The organism is Streptomyces sp. 3214.6, from assembly GCF_900129855.1.
GTDB classification, from domain to species: Bacteria; Actinomycetota; Actinomycetes; order Streptomycetales; family Streptomycetaceae; genus Streptomyces; species Streptomyces soliscabiei.
Genome location: NZ_LT670819.1, coordinates 6,736,364 through 6,750,566, shown reverse-complemented (window position 1 = coordinate 6,750,566; position 14,203 = coordinate 6,736,364). Strand labels below are relative to the sequence as shown.

Below are 14,203 nucleotides of genomic sequence, written 5' to 3'. Positions count from 1 at the left end.
CCCTGCTGTCGAAGGCGTCCCGCTCCGCCGGCGGAGCGGGACGGGACGGGGCCGGGGCTTGTCCGTGCCGCGTATTGGCCGACGAACCCTCAAGGGCAGGTGGATCGCCCCCCCAAGCAGGCGGGACAGCTCCGCGTTTTATTGCCGGTGCAGTGGAAGGACCGATGATGCGCCCCGGAGACATCGATCACCGAGGTCAGAAGCCGACAGACGTGATCCTGCCTCCGGAGATCAGGCTCGTGCGTCTCGCTGCTGCACTTCCTTAAGGACTCCGGCCACCGTCACGAAGTCGTTGTCCACATGGAGAACGGTGTGCCCATGGTGTACAGCTGTCGCACACACCAACAGATCGATCACCCCAGCCGCCCGATGCTGGCCCTGCTGGGTCAGCTTGTACTGGGCGGTGTCGACCCAACGCCAGGCGTTCTTCGGAACCGGAGAGAGCAAGCAGAGCGCGTCCAGTTCCTCTGCGAGCTCATCCCGATGGGACGGGCTGATTGCCGAGTAGAGAAATTCGGCACGTGTCGGCTCACAGAGGTGGAACACACCGGCGGCAATGTGTCCCTCCCACGGCCGCAATGCGCCTGGGGTGCGAAACAGGTGCCACAGAGCCGAGGTGTCCACCAGATACGTGATCACTCGAAGGCCTCGCGTCGCGCGCGCTTCTCCGCTTCATGCGCCGCCGCGGCCTGCTCGAACTCTCCACGCGCACCCCGCGCGGCCAGCTTCTCCGCAGCCTCAAGCCGCTTGATCCGCGCCACGTAGTCCCGAAGGGCCGCGTTGACGGTCTCCTTCTTCGTCGTTACGCCCATGAGTCGCATGGCCTCGGCCAGCGCCTCGTCGTCGAGATCAATCTGCGTGACGGACATCGGACACCTCCAGCATCCACGATGTATGTACCCAAGATACATCACCAACATTGGGCGCAACCATCGATCACAAACAGACCACGCGAGGGAAGTGCGCTGGATGCCGGGGCGCTCCCATGGGCCGCTTCCTGCCACGGGGTGAGCCGACGGAGACCCGCTCGACGTCGACGCTCTGTTCGGGATCGCGTGGGCCACATGGCATCGCATCGAGGCGTCGGACCAGCGTTACGCGGCGGCCGCGGCGGAGGCCGACAAGCGCGGCGACGCGGTCAGCACGCTGGCCGGTGACGTGCGGGCGCTGCGGGCGCAGGTGCAGGCGGCGGGCGCGACGCCGGTGGCGCCGGATCCGACGAAGGCCGTGGACGATCTGCCCGCGCGCGCGGAGGTACCGGTACCGATCCCGGGACCGCGGGGACCTGCGGGCAAGGACGCTCCCACGATCACGCCAAGCCCGGGCGCGAGAGGGCCTGCGGGGAAGGACGGCGCCGACTCGACGGTGTCGGGACCGCCTGGTCCCGTCGGGCCAGCCGGGCCTTCTGGTCCTGCTGGAGCCCAGGGCGAGAAGGGTGATACCGGGGAGCAGGGTCCGGCGGGGCCATCGTGCCCGGACGGCGACTCGCTGCAGGCCCCAACGTATGACCCCGACGCTCTGGTGTGCCGGAAGGACGGGGCGCCGCAGCCCGACGAGCCTGGCAACGGCAACAACCCCCTCGCCCTGGCTCTCGACCCCACCCGCCGACAGTACGTATGACGACGCCCCCTGCACGGTCATTACGGCCGTACAGGGGGCGTTTCGTCATGCCCGGGGTCAGACCTCGGGGCGTCGGTCGTAGGCGGCGAGCGTTGCCTTGTTCGTCGAGGCGTCCTGGAAGACGAGCTCCCACGGGCCAGTGTTGACGTCGAACTCCTTACCGAAACCAACCCACTTGCCCGTCATACGGCGTCCCGTCGGCTCGACGAGGAGCTGAATCGCGCCGTGGTAGCGGGCGCCCCGGTAGTAACCCTCGGATGCGGTCTGCTCCGTCCACGTGCCTGTGGCAACGTGACCGTCCACCTCCAGGTCCATCGTCAGCGGCGAGTCCGACGAGCCGGGCAGCGAGCGGACCGTCAGCCGATTGCCGTGCTGCAGCACCACCACGTAGTGCAGGCCCGTGAAGGCAGAGTCGCGACCGGAGCTGAAGTACTCGTACCGCGACAGCCACACCCCCGAGTAGTTGCGCGACGAGGTCTGCGGCACGCCCTGCGGCGCGCTCACCGCGGGGGCGACGCCGTCGGGTCCCGCCTCCATGTCGTGTCCGCCGTGGCCGTCGTCGGAGACTCGCGCCATGGGCACGGGGAGGGTGAAGCCGAGGGATTCGATGGGCAGGCCGGTGACATCTTCGAGGGCACGGGCGTAGACGGGTCGGGGCGCGGCTGTGGTGCCGGATTCCCAGCGCTGTACGAGCCGCTTGTTCGCATCGTTCGGGACGCCTACGCGGGCGCCGGCCTCACGGACCGCGCGGGCGAAGTCGTCTTGGGACATGAGCAGGCCCATGCGGACCGCTCGCAATGCGCTGTTCGGTGTGGCCATGCGATCACGGTAGCCCTCCACCGCCCGGAATGACACCGAAATGACGCCCCCCTATGTCGCCGGTTTGACGCCTGCATTGACGCCGCGCAACTGCCCGTAACCGGAGCACCTTGAATGCGTGACCGACACAGGCGAAGACGCCGAGCACCCCGGCCTGACCATCAACGTGTACCGGGTCAACCCCCAGACCATGGAGCCCACGCCGCTGGGCAGGGTCTGAGTGATGCGCCACAGCCGGCGCGGCAGATCGCCCTCTTCGAAGGCGTGTACCTCGTTCAGGGTCCAGCCGCCGGCGAGAGCGTCGACCAGGGCCCGGTCGAAGAAGTGCACGGCGAAGCCGCCGTGCTCGTAGATGTGGTCACCGTGAGCGGTACCGGTGCCGTAGTGAGCGTCGCCGGTGTGACGGACGGTGTAGACGAAGGCGCCGCCGGGCCGCAGCACCCGGCCGACCTCGCCGACAAGAGCGTGGATCTCCTTCGTCGACAGGGCCATGCACAGCAGCATGTGCGCGAACACCGCGTCCACCGAGGCGTCCGGCAGAGGCAGCGGGTCGCGGACGTCGTGCACGACGGCGGTCACACGATCGGCCACCCCCTGCTGTCGGGCGGCGGCCCGCAGCTGGTCGAGGCCGGTGGTGGAGAAGTCGGTGGCCTGGACGCTGAAGCCCTCGCGGGCGAAGTACAAAGCGTCGCGGCCATGGCCGGCCCCGAGCTCGACAACGTCACGGGTCCCGGCGGCACGGAAGACGCCGATGGCGTGCACGGCTGCAGTCGAGGGCTCCTCCCCGTACATGCCGGGGTGCGCGGTGTACGTCTCCTGCCAGTGCATCTGCTGCGCGTCGGCCAGGTCCTGCCTGTCGTCCGTCATGAACGCCACCATAGTCCACTGTTTCTTGAATTCAGGATTCGCTGTACTGTCATGGTGTGCTGACCGTTGCCTCCGACATCGACGTGCTGGCCCGCTTCGGCCGCGCGCTCGCCGATCCCATCCGCTGCCGCATCCTGCTCGCCCTGCGCCAGGCCCCCGCCTACCCGGCCGACCTCGCCGACCAGCTCGGCATCTCCCGCACCCGGCTCTCCAACCACCTGGCCTGCCTGCGCGACTGCGGCCTGGTCATCACCGCGCCCGACGGCCGCCGCACCCGCTACGAACTCGCCGACGAACGCCTCGGCCACGCCCTCGACGATCTGCGCGCCGCAGTGGTCGCAGTGGAGGCGGACAAGACCTGCCCGGATGCGGAGTCGAAGGGCTGCTGCTGATGACCGCGATATCTCTCGGGCCCTCCCCGGCCCGCCGCGAGACGCTCACCCGCCGAATACGTCTGCTGGTCACCGCGACAATCACCTACAACGTCTTCGAGGCGGCCGTCGCCCTCACCGCCGGCGCGATCGCCTCCTCCACCGCGCTGATCGGCTTCGGCCTGGACTCCGTCATCGAGGTCTCCTCCGCCGCCGCGGTCGCCTGGCAGTTCTCCGCCCGCGAGCACGCCGTACGCGAAGCCCGCGAGAAGACCACCCTGCGGATCATCTCGGTGTCGTTCTTCCTGCTCGCCGCCTACGTCAGCGTCGACGCCGTCCGCGCCCTGACCGGCACCGGCACCGGCGAGGCCGAACGCTCCCTTCCCGGCATCGTCCTCGCCGCCCTCTCCCTGGCGGTGATGCCGTTCCTGTCCGCCGCCCAGCGGCGTACCGGACGCGAACTCGGCTCTGCCTCCGCGGTCGCCGACTCCAAGCAGACCCTGCTGTGCACCTACCTCTCGGCCGTACTCCTGGCCGGCCTGATCCTCAACGCCACCCTCGGCTGGTCCTGGGCCGACCCCATCGCTGCCCTGGTCATCGCCGTCATCGCCGTCAAAGAAGGACGCGACGCCTGGCAGGGCAAAGGCTGCTGCACCCCGACAGCCACCCCCGCGCCCGCCGCGTCGCACAACGACGCGGACGCGTGCGGCTGCCGACCCGGCTGCACCTGCTGCTCATGATCATCGTGTATCAGGAGGGCCACATGGCCGCCCGACGCGCTGATACTGACCGGGCGAGCGACGGGCGGGGGCAACGGTGGACTGGACAGTGCCGGGCGGGTTGGCCGCCGGCCTGCTGATCGCGACCGTGACGGCCCCCGTCGGCGTGTCCGGCGCGGTGTTCCTCCTCCCGGTCCAGCTGAGCGTCTTCGGCGTGCCCAACCCAGCCGTCACGCCGACCAACCTGTTGTTCAACGTCGTCGCCGGACCCGGCGCCCTGTGGCGCTACCGCCACGACGGCGCCCTGCGCGGCGACCTCACCCGGCGCCTGGTGCTGGGCACGCTGCCCGGCGTCGCACTCGGCGCCGCCATCCGTGTCTTCGCCCTCCCCGGCCCGGACGTCTTCCGGCTCCTGGTCGCCACCCTGCTGCTGCCGCTCGGCCTGTGGCTGTGCCTGCGAACCCTCGCCCCGGCACGCCACCGCCCGCCGCACGCGGGCGAGCTGCCCCCACGTACCCTCACCGGCCTCGCCCTGGCAGTCGGAGTGGTCGGCGGCATCTACGGCATCGGCGGCGGCTCCCTCCTCGGCCCGATCCTCGTCGGGCGCGGCCTGCCCGTCGCCCGCGTCGCCCCGGCCGCGCTCGCCGCCACCTTCGCCACCTCCCTCGTCAGCGCCGCCGCCTACGCACTGCTGTCGCTCGTGAGCACCGGGGACGTGGCCCCCGACTGGTGGCTCGGGCTCGCCTGCGGCACCGGCGGACTGATCGGCGGCTACCTTGGCGCACGCCTTCAACCTCGCCTGCCCGAACGGGTCCTACGCCTCCTGCTCGGCACCCTCGCCGCAGCCCTCGGCGCCTTGTACGCCGGTCAGACCCTGAACTGAATGCCGGTTGGGGATCGACGACGGAGGTCTCACAACGGGCATTGGACAACGGACAAGAACAAACCCTGTCCATAACTCTCGCTCATCGGTCCCATGCACACGGGGATAGCTCCGGCATCCACATCTGGGGACGGCACGGACCTCGCGTCGGCCCCGCGCGGGCTGGGCTTGCCCCGCCCCCGCGCCAAAGGACGAGCACCTCGTACGGAACGGGGTGAACGTCCACAGTCGTCTCCGCGCACCCCGAGTGTCCCTTCGTACCGTTTCCTGTACGGGCCGTTTCCACACAAACGGTTGCGGCTCCGCACCATGGAATATACAAAAGATCTTGTATCTTGATACACTTCGCCTTATACACTCAAGTGGAGGAGGCCACCATGAGTCGGACGGTCATTGATCTCGACGACGAGGCACTGGAGGCAGCTGCCAGAGAGCTCGGCACCTCTACCAAACGCGACACCATCAACACCGCGCTGCGGGAAGTCACGGTCCGCTACCGGCGTTTGCGAGCACTCGACGAGGCCCGCGAACTTGTGGCCGAGGGCGCTCTGGACATCGACCTACTGCTGGACAAAAGCGCATACCGCCCCACGAGCGCGGGCGCGGCGGACGATGACCGCGGCGCGGGAGCGCACGAGTGACATTCGCCGACTACCTCATCGACACCTCCGCCCTCGCCCGCGTCCTCCTCCGCCAGAACACGGCCGAATGGGACGACAGAATCGCCGCCGGCCTCGTCGCGATCTGCGACCTCACCGAACTGGAAGTCCTCTACTCGGCCCGTTCGGCCACGGACCGCGCCCGCTTGAAGTCGGCACTTGACGCCCACTACGCCTGGTGCCCCATGCCCGACGGTGTCTACCGCCGCGGCCGCGTCATCCAGGAACAGTTGACCGCCAAGGGAGAACACCGCAGCGCGGGCCCCGTGGACCTCCTGGTGGCCGCAGCCGCGGAAGAAGCGGGACTCACTCTGCTCCACTACGACCGCGACTTCGAAACCATCGCCCGCACGACAGGGCAGCCGGTCCGCACGATCGACCTCAGGCAGTAATGCTCGCGCGGTGCCGACGGGCACCGAGCTTCTGACCGACCTGGCCGCCTGGCGGTCAGTCCACTGTGGCCTGGGCCGTCTCCCGACACCCAGGAGTCACCGGGCGACACCACTTCCGGATCCTCGCGTCCAGCCAGCGTCCAGAATTCGACGTCCAGACGCTCGCACAGCCCACGCACGACGCCATCCTCCAGCCGCAGGCCGATACGTCTGCGCAGGTCAAAGCGGCCCCAACGCACACTGACGGCCATGGAGTTGAACTCACGAGCAGCGGATTCAGCCCCGCAGCCCAAAGTCCTGCATCCGCACCCCAGATGAGACGTTTCCGCAGGTCAAAGCCCTACTCAGTGGGGCGGGTGGGACTCGAACCCACGGCCGACGGATTATGAGTCCTTTGAGGATCTTGGCGGCCCTTGCCGATCATTGCCGATTCACGTCGTTCTTGCAGGTCAGACGTGCTGATCCGTGTCAGCACTATGCAGTGCTTGTCGGTCTGTTCCTGTCCTTGTGGCCCCTCAATGACCCCTGGAAAACGATGAGCTGTACGCCTACCGCAGAAGCAGTCGCGTCCGCCCTGTTCAGCCGAGGGTATGGAACCCCTCCCGCAGCGGATTCCCCTTCCAACGCGATGCTGCTACGCATACGCCTGCTCCGACTGGGGCACCGCGCCGCGATGCCAGCCGACCCAGTTACCCGCCTTGTCACCGCCGACCAGGATCACGGCCTGGCGGTCCGGGTCGAACACGAACAGCAACCGCACTTCCGTGCCCCTGCCGAGCCTTCCCGGCGTTGTTGGTTGTTCTGCTTCGACCACACCGAAGTTCTGGAACAGGTCGGCCGGGAAAGCCTTTCCGTGCTGTCAGTGGCCTCTGTTAGCTTCAGGCGCTCGTGTGATCCACGAGTGTCAAGCACTCACAGGGGAGGGCCACTTGACCAGGTTCACAAGGACAGGAAGACGCAGACGTACGGTGGTGGGGAGCTGTGCGGCGGCGCTGTTGGCCACGGCTGCCGGTACGGCGTACGCGGTGGACAACCTGCCGCCGAATCAGCCGCTTGTCCAAGACCTCCAGTCGGGAGGCAAGGCATGCGCGACCGGTGACGACACGCCATACGTTTCGACGCCGCCCAGGCTCAGTGCAGTGCTGTACGACCCGGAGGAGGACAACCAGCCCTCCGAATACAGTTCGCTCAGTGGCGAGTTCGAAGCCTGGTGGACGGACGCGGCCGGAGTGAAGCAGCAGCGTACCTACACCACCATCATTCTTTCCTCGGGGTCGCGCCAGTACTGGACGATGCCGAACGACATCCCGGCGAACATCGCCGTCTCCTGGCATGTCCGCGCGAACGACGGCAAGGCGACCTCCGCGTGGAGCGACGAGGGCGACGGCTCGGTCTGCTCGTTCGTGTACGACGACGTGAGCCCGGAGAAGCCGACGATCGCCTCTCCCGAATACCCCAACCCGGAGGACGTGTTCTGGGTGGACGGAGTGGGCGTCTACGGCCACTTCACCATGCACTCGCCTTCCGACGACGTGGTGTCATACACGTACGGCTTCCTGGGCGGCCCTTACGGCACCGTCTCCGCGGAGCGGCCGGGCGCGGCCGTGACCATTCCGTACCTGCCGCTCTCCGCGGGATCCAAGTCGCTGACGGTCCGCGCGATCGACCGGTCGGGCCGAAGCAGCGGGGAGTCGGATTACGACTTCAACGTGAAGGCCGGCCGTGCTCCCGTCGCCCGCTGGAAGCTGGACGACGACCCGGACTCCACCTCGGCCGCCGCCGAGACCGGCACCGCCGCCCGCGCCGGGACCGGCGTGACCTTCGGCGGCCCGGCGCCCACAGGCACCACGGCCACCACCACGGTCGGCCTCGACGGCAGCGGCCAGGGCTTTCTCACCCCGGACGCCCCGGCGACCGACATCCGTAAGACCTTCGCGGTGAGCGCGTGGGTACGGCCCGCCGAAACCGACCGGAACATGACCGTCGTCAGCCAGGATGCCGACGGCACGCCCGGCTTCGACCTGGGGCTGCGCCGCCAGGACTCCGGGGCCGCCTGGTCGTTCGCGATCGGCGGCGCGCAGGTGTCCGGCGGCGCCCCCGAGACCGGCGAGTGGGCCCATCTGCTGGGGCTGTACGACGCCGAGACCGGAAAGGCGCGACTGTACGTCAACGGCCACGAGGCCGGCACCGCGGCCAATGCGACTTCCGCCGAGGCGGCCGGCGCTTTCCAGATCGGGCGCGCCCTCAGGGCTGCCGGCTATGAGGACCAGTGGCACGGGGACATCGGTGACGTGCAGGTTCACGACCGGGTCGTGGTGCCGGACGAGGTAGCCGAACTGGCATACCGCAAGCCGAAGCTGCTCGGCCACTGGTCGCTGGAGAACGCGACGGACGGTGTGAGCCCCGAGCAGTCGGACGGCTCGCCGCTGCGGCTCGGCGCGGGGGCTTCGATCTACCGGGGCTCCGACAGTTCCTGTATCCCGGACATCGACCCGGACTGCACCTACGTGCCGCCGCCACTCGTCGGTGACGGGCATCTGGTGCTGGACGGCGAGAGCGGGTACGCCGCTGCTGACGGGCCCGTCGTGGACACCGGGGACAGTTTCACTCTCGGCGTCGTGGTTCGCCTCGCGGACTCCGAGCCCGCCCACCCGATGGCCGTGCTCTCCCAGGCCGGCCAGCACACCGACGCCTTCAAGGTGCGCTACGAGCCGTCCACGCACACCTGGCAACTGGTGATGCCGGAGAAGGACGAGGCCGGAGCCCCCGAGAAGGTGGTGTCCCAGATCGTGGGCGCGGACGGAGGCGAGGGCCAAGGCCATCGCCTCGCCGTGGTCTACGACGACGCCACCGACACGATCAGGCTCTACCTCGACGGCTACACCAACGCCCAGGCGACCGCGAGCCTCCCCAACGGCTGGCACAGCACCGGTGCCCTCCAAATCGGCCGGGCCAGGTCCGATGACGGCTGGGGCGAGTACCTGCATGGCGACGTGGACGAGGTACAGGCCTACTGGGGCGCGCTGACGGACAGGGACGTCTCGCGCCTGGGGTGAGGTACGGATCCTTGTCTGTGCTGATCCCTGATCCCTGACCTCGCCAACGGCCCGCCCGAACCCAGGTTCCGGCGGGCCGTCCTGCTCCGGTCGACCGCCGGTACCTAATAGGATGCGTCCGTCCCCGCGTCCTGACGCCCGCCCGCATCGGACACGAACAACAGCCGACTCAGGTAGCGGGCGGCCGCGAACCTGCGGCGCACCTTCGCCATGTAGGCGCGTGCCATCCGGCACGGTAGTGGCGATCTGATCTGAGGAATAAGGCCGCTGGCTCGTTCGAGACGGGCGCTCGCGACAACTCTGCCCAGTTCAGCCCAGAGGAGGGAATCTTCGCCCAGCGAAGTCCCTGATCAAGGCGATGATGCTCCACCCCTTGTCTCGGGGTGGAGCATCATCCCTGGCATCAAGACGCGAGCTCGTCCACCGAACTGCGCATAAACCTGGGTCACAGCCTGCCGATCGGGTCAGCCGAGGACGTAGGTCTCATCACCGAAGTCAGCGACGATCTTCAGCTTGCCGCCGAGCGCCTTGACGTAGGCGGCGAGAGTGTCGACCTCGCTGCGCTCCAGTTGGCCCTTCTCGATGCGGGAGACGCGGGCCTGGGTGACACCCATGGCTTCGGCGACCTGGACCTGCGTGGTGTGCTGCCGCTTCCGCAACTCGGCGAGGCGGTGCACACGGGAAGCCAGGACCATCGCCTGCGCCCCCTTCTGGATCTGATCCTTCTCAGCATCGGTGAAGGCGAAATCCTCAGCCAGGTCTCCCCAGGAGACGGCCTGCGGGTCCTTGAGGTGATCAGTCATCGTGCCCCGTCCTCTCCATCGATTCGCTTCAGATGCTCCGCATACGCCTGCTCCGCCTGGGGCACCGCGACGCGGTACCAGCCGGACCAGTTGCCCGCCTTGTCACCGCCGACCAGGATCACGGCCTGACAGTCCGGGTCGAACACGAACAGCAACCGCACTTCCGTGGCACCTGCCGACCCGGGGCGGAGCTCCTTGAGGTTCGACAGCACCGAGCCCTTGATCGTGTCCACCAGAGGCCGACCCAGCGCGGGCCCTTCCTCCTGAAGGGCAGCGACAGCCTGGCTGACCTGAATCAGGGTGTCGCGGTCAGTGCGGCGCAGGCCGTGAAGCCACGAAAGAGCCGGCTCGACCACGACAATCTTCCAAGCCATACAGGCGTCCCCCATCTGCAATTATTACACTGATAACATACACCACTGACGTCATAATGGGAATGGCTGCAGCTCCCGCAGTCACCTGCGTGCTCGACAACACGCCTCGAAGGCAAGGGCTGTCTCTGCGTCGACCGGGTCGCCGGCACGGCCGGCGCAAGGTCCATCCGTTAGGACCGGATCGTCAACCCATGTTTCGCCTACGCAGCGCAGACGGCAGCCGCCGTCGCCCTAACCGCGCCCACGCACCGTCGTGCCGATATTGCACTGTCTCCGCTGTCGGCCCAGTGCTCGACTCCCGCACTGGGGACAGCAGCACGTGCCACGCAACCCGTAAACGGAACAACAAATCGGCCTGGAGACATCGTCGGCCTGGACACGGCCGCGCCGTCCCGGCCCCTGTACGGCCCCTGGATCTTGGCATAGACCCTCAGGGCAGTCGCCCGCACGGCGAGCGACAACCTCGATCACCTACTCCGCCGCAGGTCAGAGCAGTTCGCGCTCCCCGAGCACCGTCAGACCCCAAACCCACGAGCAGCGGATTCAGTCCGTTCAGGCGAAGTTGACGATCCGACAGGACAAAATGAACGTTTCCGCAGGTCAGCGGTCGGCGACAGCCCAGTCCTGGCCCGCGAACAGCGGTATGTCCGTCAGAAGCTCTTCATCGGCAGCGAAGGAGAGACCGCGGATCTCACCGGTCCCACGCTGCCCTGCAGGCAGACGCCACGCGCCGCGACATGGGCCGCCCGACTCGCAGTGCACGTATCCTTCCGTGTTCGTGCGGTGCCCGTCGATGAACCGATAAGTGTTCTGCGCGGCGAACCACAACGGCAGCGCGAGAGCGCACAGGCACACGAACAGCACCACCCGGGACAACGGCTTAAGCCCACTCAGTAGCTCGGCACCCCATGACGACGAGCCCATGCCACACCACCTCATCGTCTTTGTGCATGTTCCGAGGTCCAGGAGACAGCAGGCTACCCAAGCGGTACCACCGAACGGTCCCCGAGAGCAGCGCACCGACCACGCGGGGACCAGCCACGTTTCCTGGCCCTCACCCCACCCGCGGCGCTCACCAGTGCCTTCCCCTCCGAAGGCATCCGATCATCCTCCCCCGCCACCGGGGTCCACTGTCAGCGAGGACTGCAGGTGTACGACCCACCCCCCACGTGGGCTACGGAAGGTAACGCGCTGATCTCGATCTGCCGTCCGTACCGTTCGTGCCGATCGGGTTCGATCAGCGGCTCCGATCGCGTTCATCGACTGACGGACGCCGGCCTTGCGGCAGGCGTCGGCGAAGGCCCGGCTGGTGTACTGGGTGGGCTACGTGGTCCGTGTGCATGACAGCTCCGGCGCAGTTGTCGTGACGGGTCAGAGGACCAGGGGCCCGGTGAGGTAGTGCTGGAGTACCTGGCCGACCGCTCCGGCCAGGATCTCGGTCTCGGTCTCGGCCAGTACCTCCAGGCCGATCACATCGCGAGCCATGATCAGTCCGACCGCCTGTGATGCGGCCAGGGCGGCGCGCAACCGGGCCTGGGGCACGTTCAGCCCCTCGGTAAGGGGAACGAGCATGGCCTGGGTGACCCGCTCGCGCAGCACCCTGGCGGCCGCCTCCTCGGAGGCCGCCGCACGGATCAGCCCCGTGATCTTCAGCCGTCCGTCCGTGGTGTCGGCGGTTCCCAGAACGTGGGCTGCCAGCCGCCGGCCGATGGTCTCTCTTGGGCCGCCGAGCAGCTCGGCCAGCACGCTCTCCGGGTCGAACGGCAGGGGCGCTGCTGCGGCGAACAACTGCTGCTTGGAGCCGAAGAAGTGGGAGACCAGGGCTGAGTCGACCTCGGCCTCGACCGCCACGCTCCGCATCGTCGTCCGGTCGTAGCCGAGTTCGGCGAACTTGCGGCGCGCCACTTCCAGGATTGTCTCGCGGGTGCCGGTTTCTCCCGGGCGGCGTCCGAGCCGGGTGGGTGGGGTCATGGCGAGCCTCCTGGCATGGGTTTGACACAGCAATTCACCACGTGCAGAATTAAATATCAGCACCTGGTGAATTCATTCTAGAGGGCTGCCGCCGACGACGCCGATTCTGCGTGCCGGCCAGCACCGTGCGCCACTTCCCTCCGCCTCCTGAACAGGAGTTCCTCCATATGTCTGTCCGACCGCCCCGCTCCGCCGAGGCACTCCCCTTGGACCGCCGCCGCTGGTGGGTGCTGGCCGTCATTGGCGCCGCCCAGCTGATGGTCGTCCTCGACGCCACGATCGTGAACATCGCCCTGCCCTCCGCCCAGCACGATCTCGGCTTCTCTGACTCCGACCGGCAGTGGGTGGTGACCGCCTACTCCCTGGCCTTCGGCAGCCTGCTCCTCGTCGGCGGACGCCTGGCGGACCTGTTCGGACACAAGCGCGTCTTCCTCGTCGGAGTCACCGGCTTCGCGGTTGCTTCCGCCTTGGCGGGCGCCGCCGGGAACTTCGAGCTGCTGATCGTAGGGCGCGCCCTGCAGGGCGTCTTCGGGGCGATCCTGTCCCCCTCGGCCCTCACCCTGCTGAACGTCACCTTCACCGAGGGCAAGGAACGTGCCAAGGCGATGGGCGTCTTCGGCGCCATCGCGGGCACCGGCGGCGCGATCGGGCTTCTGCTCGGCGGTCTGCTCACCGAGCACCTGAGCTGGCGCTGGACCCTGTACGTAAACCTGGCCTTCGCAGCACTCGCCCTGGTCGGAGGCGCCCTGCACCTCCACCGCACTGAGCGCGGGGCCAAGCCCATTCTCGACTTGCCCGGCACGGCCCTGGTCTCCGCAGGACTGTTCTGCCTGGTCTACGGCCTGTCCAAGGCCGAGTCCAACGGCTGGGACTCCGCGGCGACCTGGGGCCTCCTGCCCGCCGGAGTGGCACTGGTCGCCGCGTTCGCCTTCTGGCAGACCCGGTCGGCCAACCCGCTCCTTCCCCTGCGCATCCTGCGCGACCGTGACCGCGCCGCCTCCTTCACCGCCGTTCTGGTCGCCGCGAGCGGCATGTTCGGAATCTTCCTGTTCCTCACCTACTACCTTCAGATCACGCTCGGCTACAGCCCGGTGAGCACCGGCGTCGCCTTCCTCCCGATGATCGGCTCACTCATCGTGTCCGCACAGATCTCCACCAACCTCACCGTCCGGCGGCTCGGACCCCGCATCGCCGTCCCAGCCGGCATGCTGCTCGCAGCCGCCGGCCTGGCCTGGCTCACCGGAATCGGCCTCGACACCCCCTACGCCAGCCACGTCCTGCCGCCCTTGCTGATCATCGGCCTCGGCCTCGGCCATGTCATGCCGCCCGCCCTCGGCATCGCCACCGCCGGTGTCGCCCCCACTGACATCGGCGCGGCCTCCGCCACCGTCAACACCATGCAGCAGGTCGGCGGCTCCATCGGCACGGCCCTGCTCAACACTCTCGCCGCCAGCGCCGCGACTGCCTACCTGGCAGACCACACCCCCAGCGCCGACACGCTCGCCCAAGCCCAACTGCACAGCTTCACCACCGCCTTCTGGTGGTCCGCCGGCATCTTCGCTCTCGGCGCCGTCATCACGGCCTTCCTCTACCGCAGCCGGAGCAGCACGCCAGCACAGCCCCACCAGGAGACAGCACCGGAGCCCATGGCGGCACACATGTGAACGAC

The 14,203-nt window shown here is 68.2% G+C and carries 16 protein-coding genes; 7 read left to right on the top strand and 9 right to left on the bottom strand.

The genetic code is table 11. The features are described 5' to 3' along the window. Positions 1-231: 231 nt before the first annotated feature. From B5557_RS30520 to B5557_RS30500, 4 genes are all read right to left on the bottom strand, one after another. Entirely contained in the window at positions 232-639 is a 408-nt protein-coding gene (locus B5557_RS30520; protein ID WP_079662461.1) for a PIN domain nuclease, read from the bottom strand. Further along, positions 636-869, bottom strand: a complete 234-nt coding sequence (locus B5557_RS30515) for a type II toxin-antitoxin system VapB family antitoxin (RefSeq protein ID WP_079662460.1) — start codon at positions 867-869, stop codon at positions 636-638. The genes B5557_RS30520 and B5557_RS30515 overlap by 4 nt, the downstream gene beginning before the upstream one ends. Before the next feature lie 808 nt (positions 870-1,677). Beyond that, on the bottom strand, positions 1,678-2,439 hold the full coding sequence (locus tag B5557_RS30505; RefSeq protein WP_079662459.1) for a helix-turn-helix transcriptional regulator: 762 nt from the start codon (positions 2,437-2,439) through the stop codon (positions 1,678-1,680). A gap of 51 nt (positions 2,440-2,490) precedes the next feature. Then, positions 2,491-3,306 (bottom strand): class I SAM-dependent methyltransferase, encoded by an 816-nt coding sequence (locus B5557_RS30500; RefSeq protein ID WP_079665094.1) that lies wholly within the window; start codon positions 3,304-3,306, stop codon positions 2,491-2,493. Between the two features lie 56 nt (positions 3,307-3,362). Here B5557_RS30500 and B5557_RS30495 point away from each other — a divergent pair, with 56 nt between their 5' ends. The 5 genes from B5557_RS30495 (at position 3,363) to B5557_RS30475 (ending at position 6,330) form a co-directional block, all read left to right on the top strand. Beyond that, positions 3,363-3,698 carry an ArsR/SmtB family transcription factor gene (locus B5557_RS30495; protein WP_059205556.1) on the top strand — a complete coding sequence of 112 codons (336 nt, stop codon included), beginning with the start codon at positions 3,363-3,365 and terminating at the stop codon, positions 3,696-3,698. After that, entirely contained in the window at positions 3,698-4,417 is a 720-nt protein-coding gene (locus B5557_RS30490) for a cation transporter (RefSeq protein WP_079662458.1), read from the top strand. Before B5557_RS30495 ends, B5557_RS30490 begins: the two co-directional genes overlap by 1 nt. 76 nt (positions 4,418-4,493) lie before the next feature. Next, positions 4,494-5,279: a sulfite exporter TauE/SafE family protein gene (locus tag B5557_RS30485; protein WP_079662457.1), complete on the top strand. Its 786-nt coding sequence runs from the start codon at positions 4,494-4,496 to the stop codon at positions 5,277-5,279. Between the two features lie 377 nt (positions 5,280-5,656). Beyond that, complete coding sequence (locus B5557_RS30480; RefSeq protein WP_079665093.1) at positions 5,657-5,920, top strand: type II toxin-antitoxin system VapB family antitoxin; 264 nt, start codon at positions 5,657-5,659, stop codon at positions 5,918-5,920. Then, positions 5,917-6,330 carry a PIN domain nuclease gene (locus tag B5557_RS30475; protein ID WP_079662456.1) on the top strand — a complete coding sequence of 138 codons (414 nt, stop codon included), beginning with the start codon at positions 5,917-5,919 and terminating at the stop codon, positions 6,328-6,330. Before B5557_RS30480 ends, B5557_RS30475 begins: the two co-directional genes overlap by 4 nt. A gap of 634 nt (positions 6,331-6,964) precedes the next feature. Here B5557_RS30475 and B5557_RS45390 read toward each other — a convergent pair. Continuing rightward, entirely contained in the window at positions 6,965-7,090 is a 126-nt protein-coding gene (locus tag B5557_RS45390; RefSeq protein WP_231976077.1) for a hypothetical protein, read from the bottom strand. 208 nt (positions 7,091-7,298) lie between these two features. On the opposite strand from B5557_RS45390, the gene B5557_RS30465 reads away from it, so the two are divergent. Continuing rightward, a complete protein-coding gene (locus tag B5557_RS30465) occupies positions 7,299-9,386 on the top strand; it encodes a LamG domain-containing protein (protein WP_079662455.1) in 2,088 nt (695 codons plus the stop codon). Between the two features lie 464 nt (positions 9,387-9,850). Here B5557_RS30465 and B5557_RS30460 read toward each other — a convergent pair whose 3' ends face one another. The 4 genes from B5557_RS30460 to B5557_RS30445 form a co-directional block, all read right to left on the bottom strand. Then, the gene (locus B5557_RS30460; RefSeq protein WP_079662454.1) at positions 9,851-10,189 is read right to left on the bottom strand and encodes a helix-turn-helix domain-containing protein; all 339 of its coding nucleotides are present in this window, start codon (positions 10,187-10,189) and stop codon (positions 9,851-9,853) included. Further along, positions 10,186-10,563, bottom strand: coding sequence for a type II toxin-antitoxin system RelE/ParE family toxin (locus B5557_RS30455; protein WP_107472650.1), 378 nt, complete (start codon positions 10,561-10,563; stop codon positions 10,186-10,188). The genes B5557_RS30460 and B5557_RS30455 overlap by 4 nt, the downstream gene beginning before the upstream one ends. Positions 10,564-11,163: 600 nt before the next feature. Next, entirely contained in the window at positions 11,164-11,487 is a 324-nt protein-coding gene (locus B5557_RS30450) for a hypothetical protein (RefSeq protein WP_079662452.1), read from the bottom strand. Between the two features lie 447 nt (positions 11,488-11,934). Beyond that, complete coding sequence (locus B5557_RS30445) at positions 11,935-12,534, bottom strand: TetR/AcrR family transcriptional regulator (RefSeq protein WP_079662451.1); 600 nt, start codon at positions 12,532-12,534, stop codon at positions 11,935-11,937. 167 nt (positions 12,535-12,701) lie between these two features. Here B5557_RS30445 and B5557_RS30440 point away from each other — a divergent pair, with 167 nt between their 5' ends. Beyond that, positions 12,702-14,198 carry an MFS transporter gene (locus B5557_RS30440; protein WP_079662450.1) on the top strand — a complete coding sequence of 499 codons (1,497 nt, stop codon included), beginning with the start codon at positions 12,702-12,704 and terminating at the stop codon, positions 14,196-14,198. The last annotated feature ends 5 nt before the right edge of the window (positions 14,199-14,203 follow it).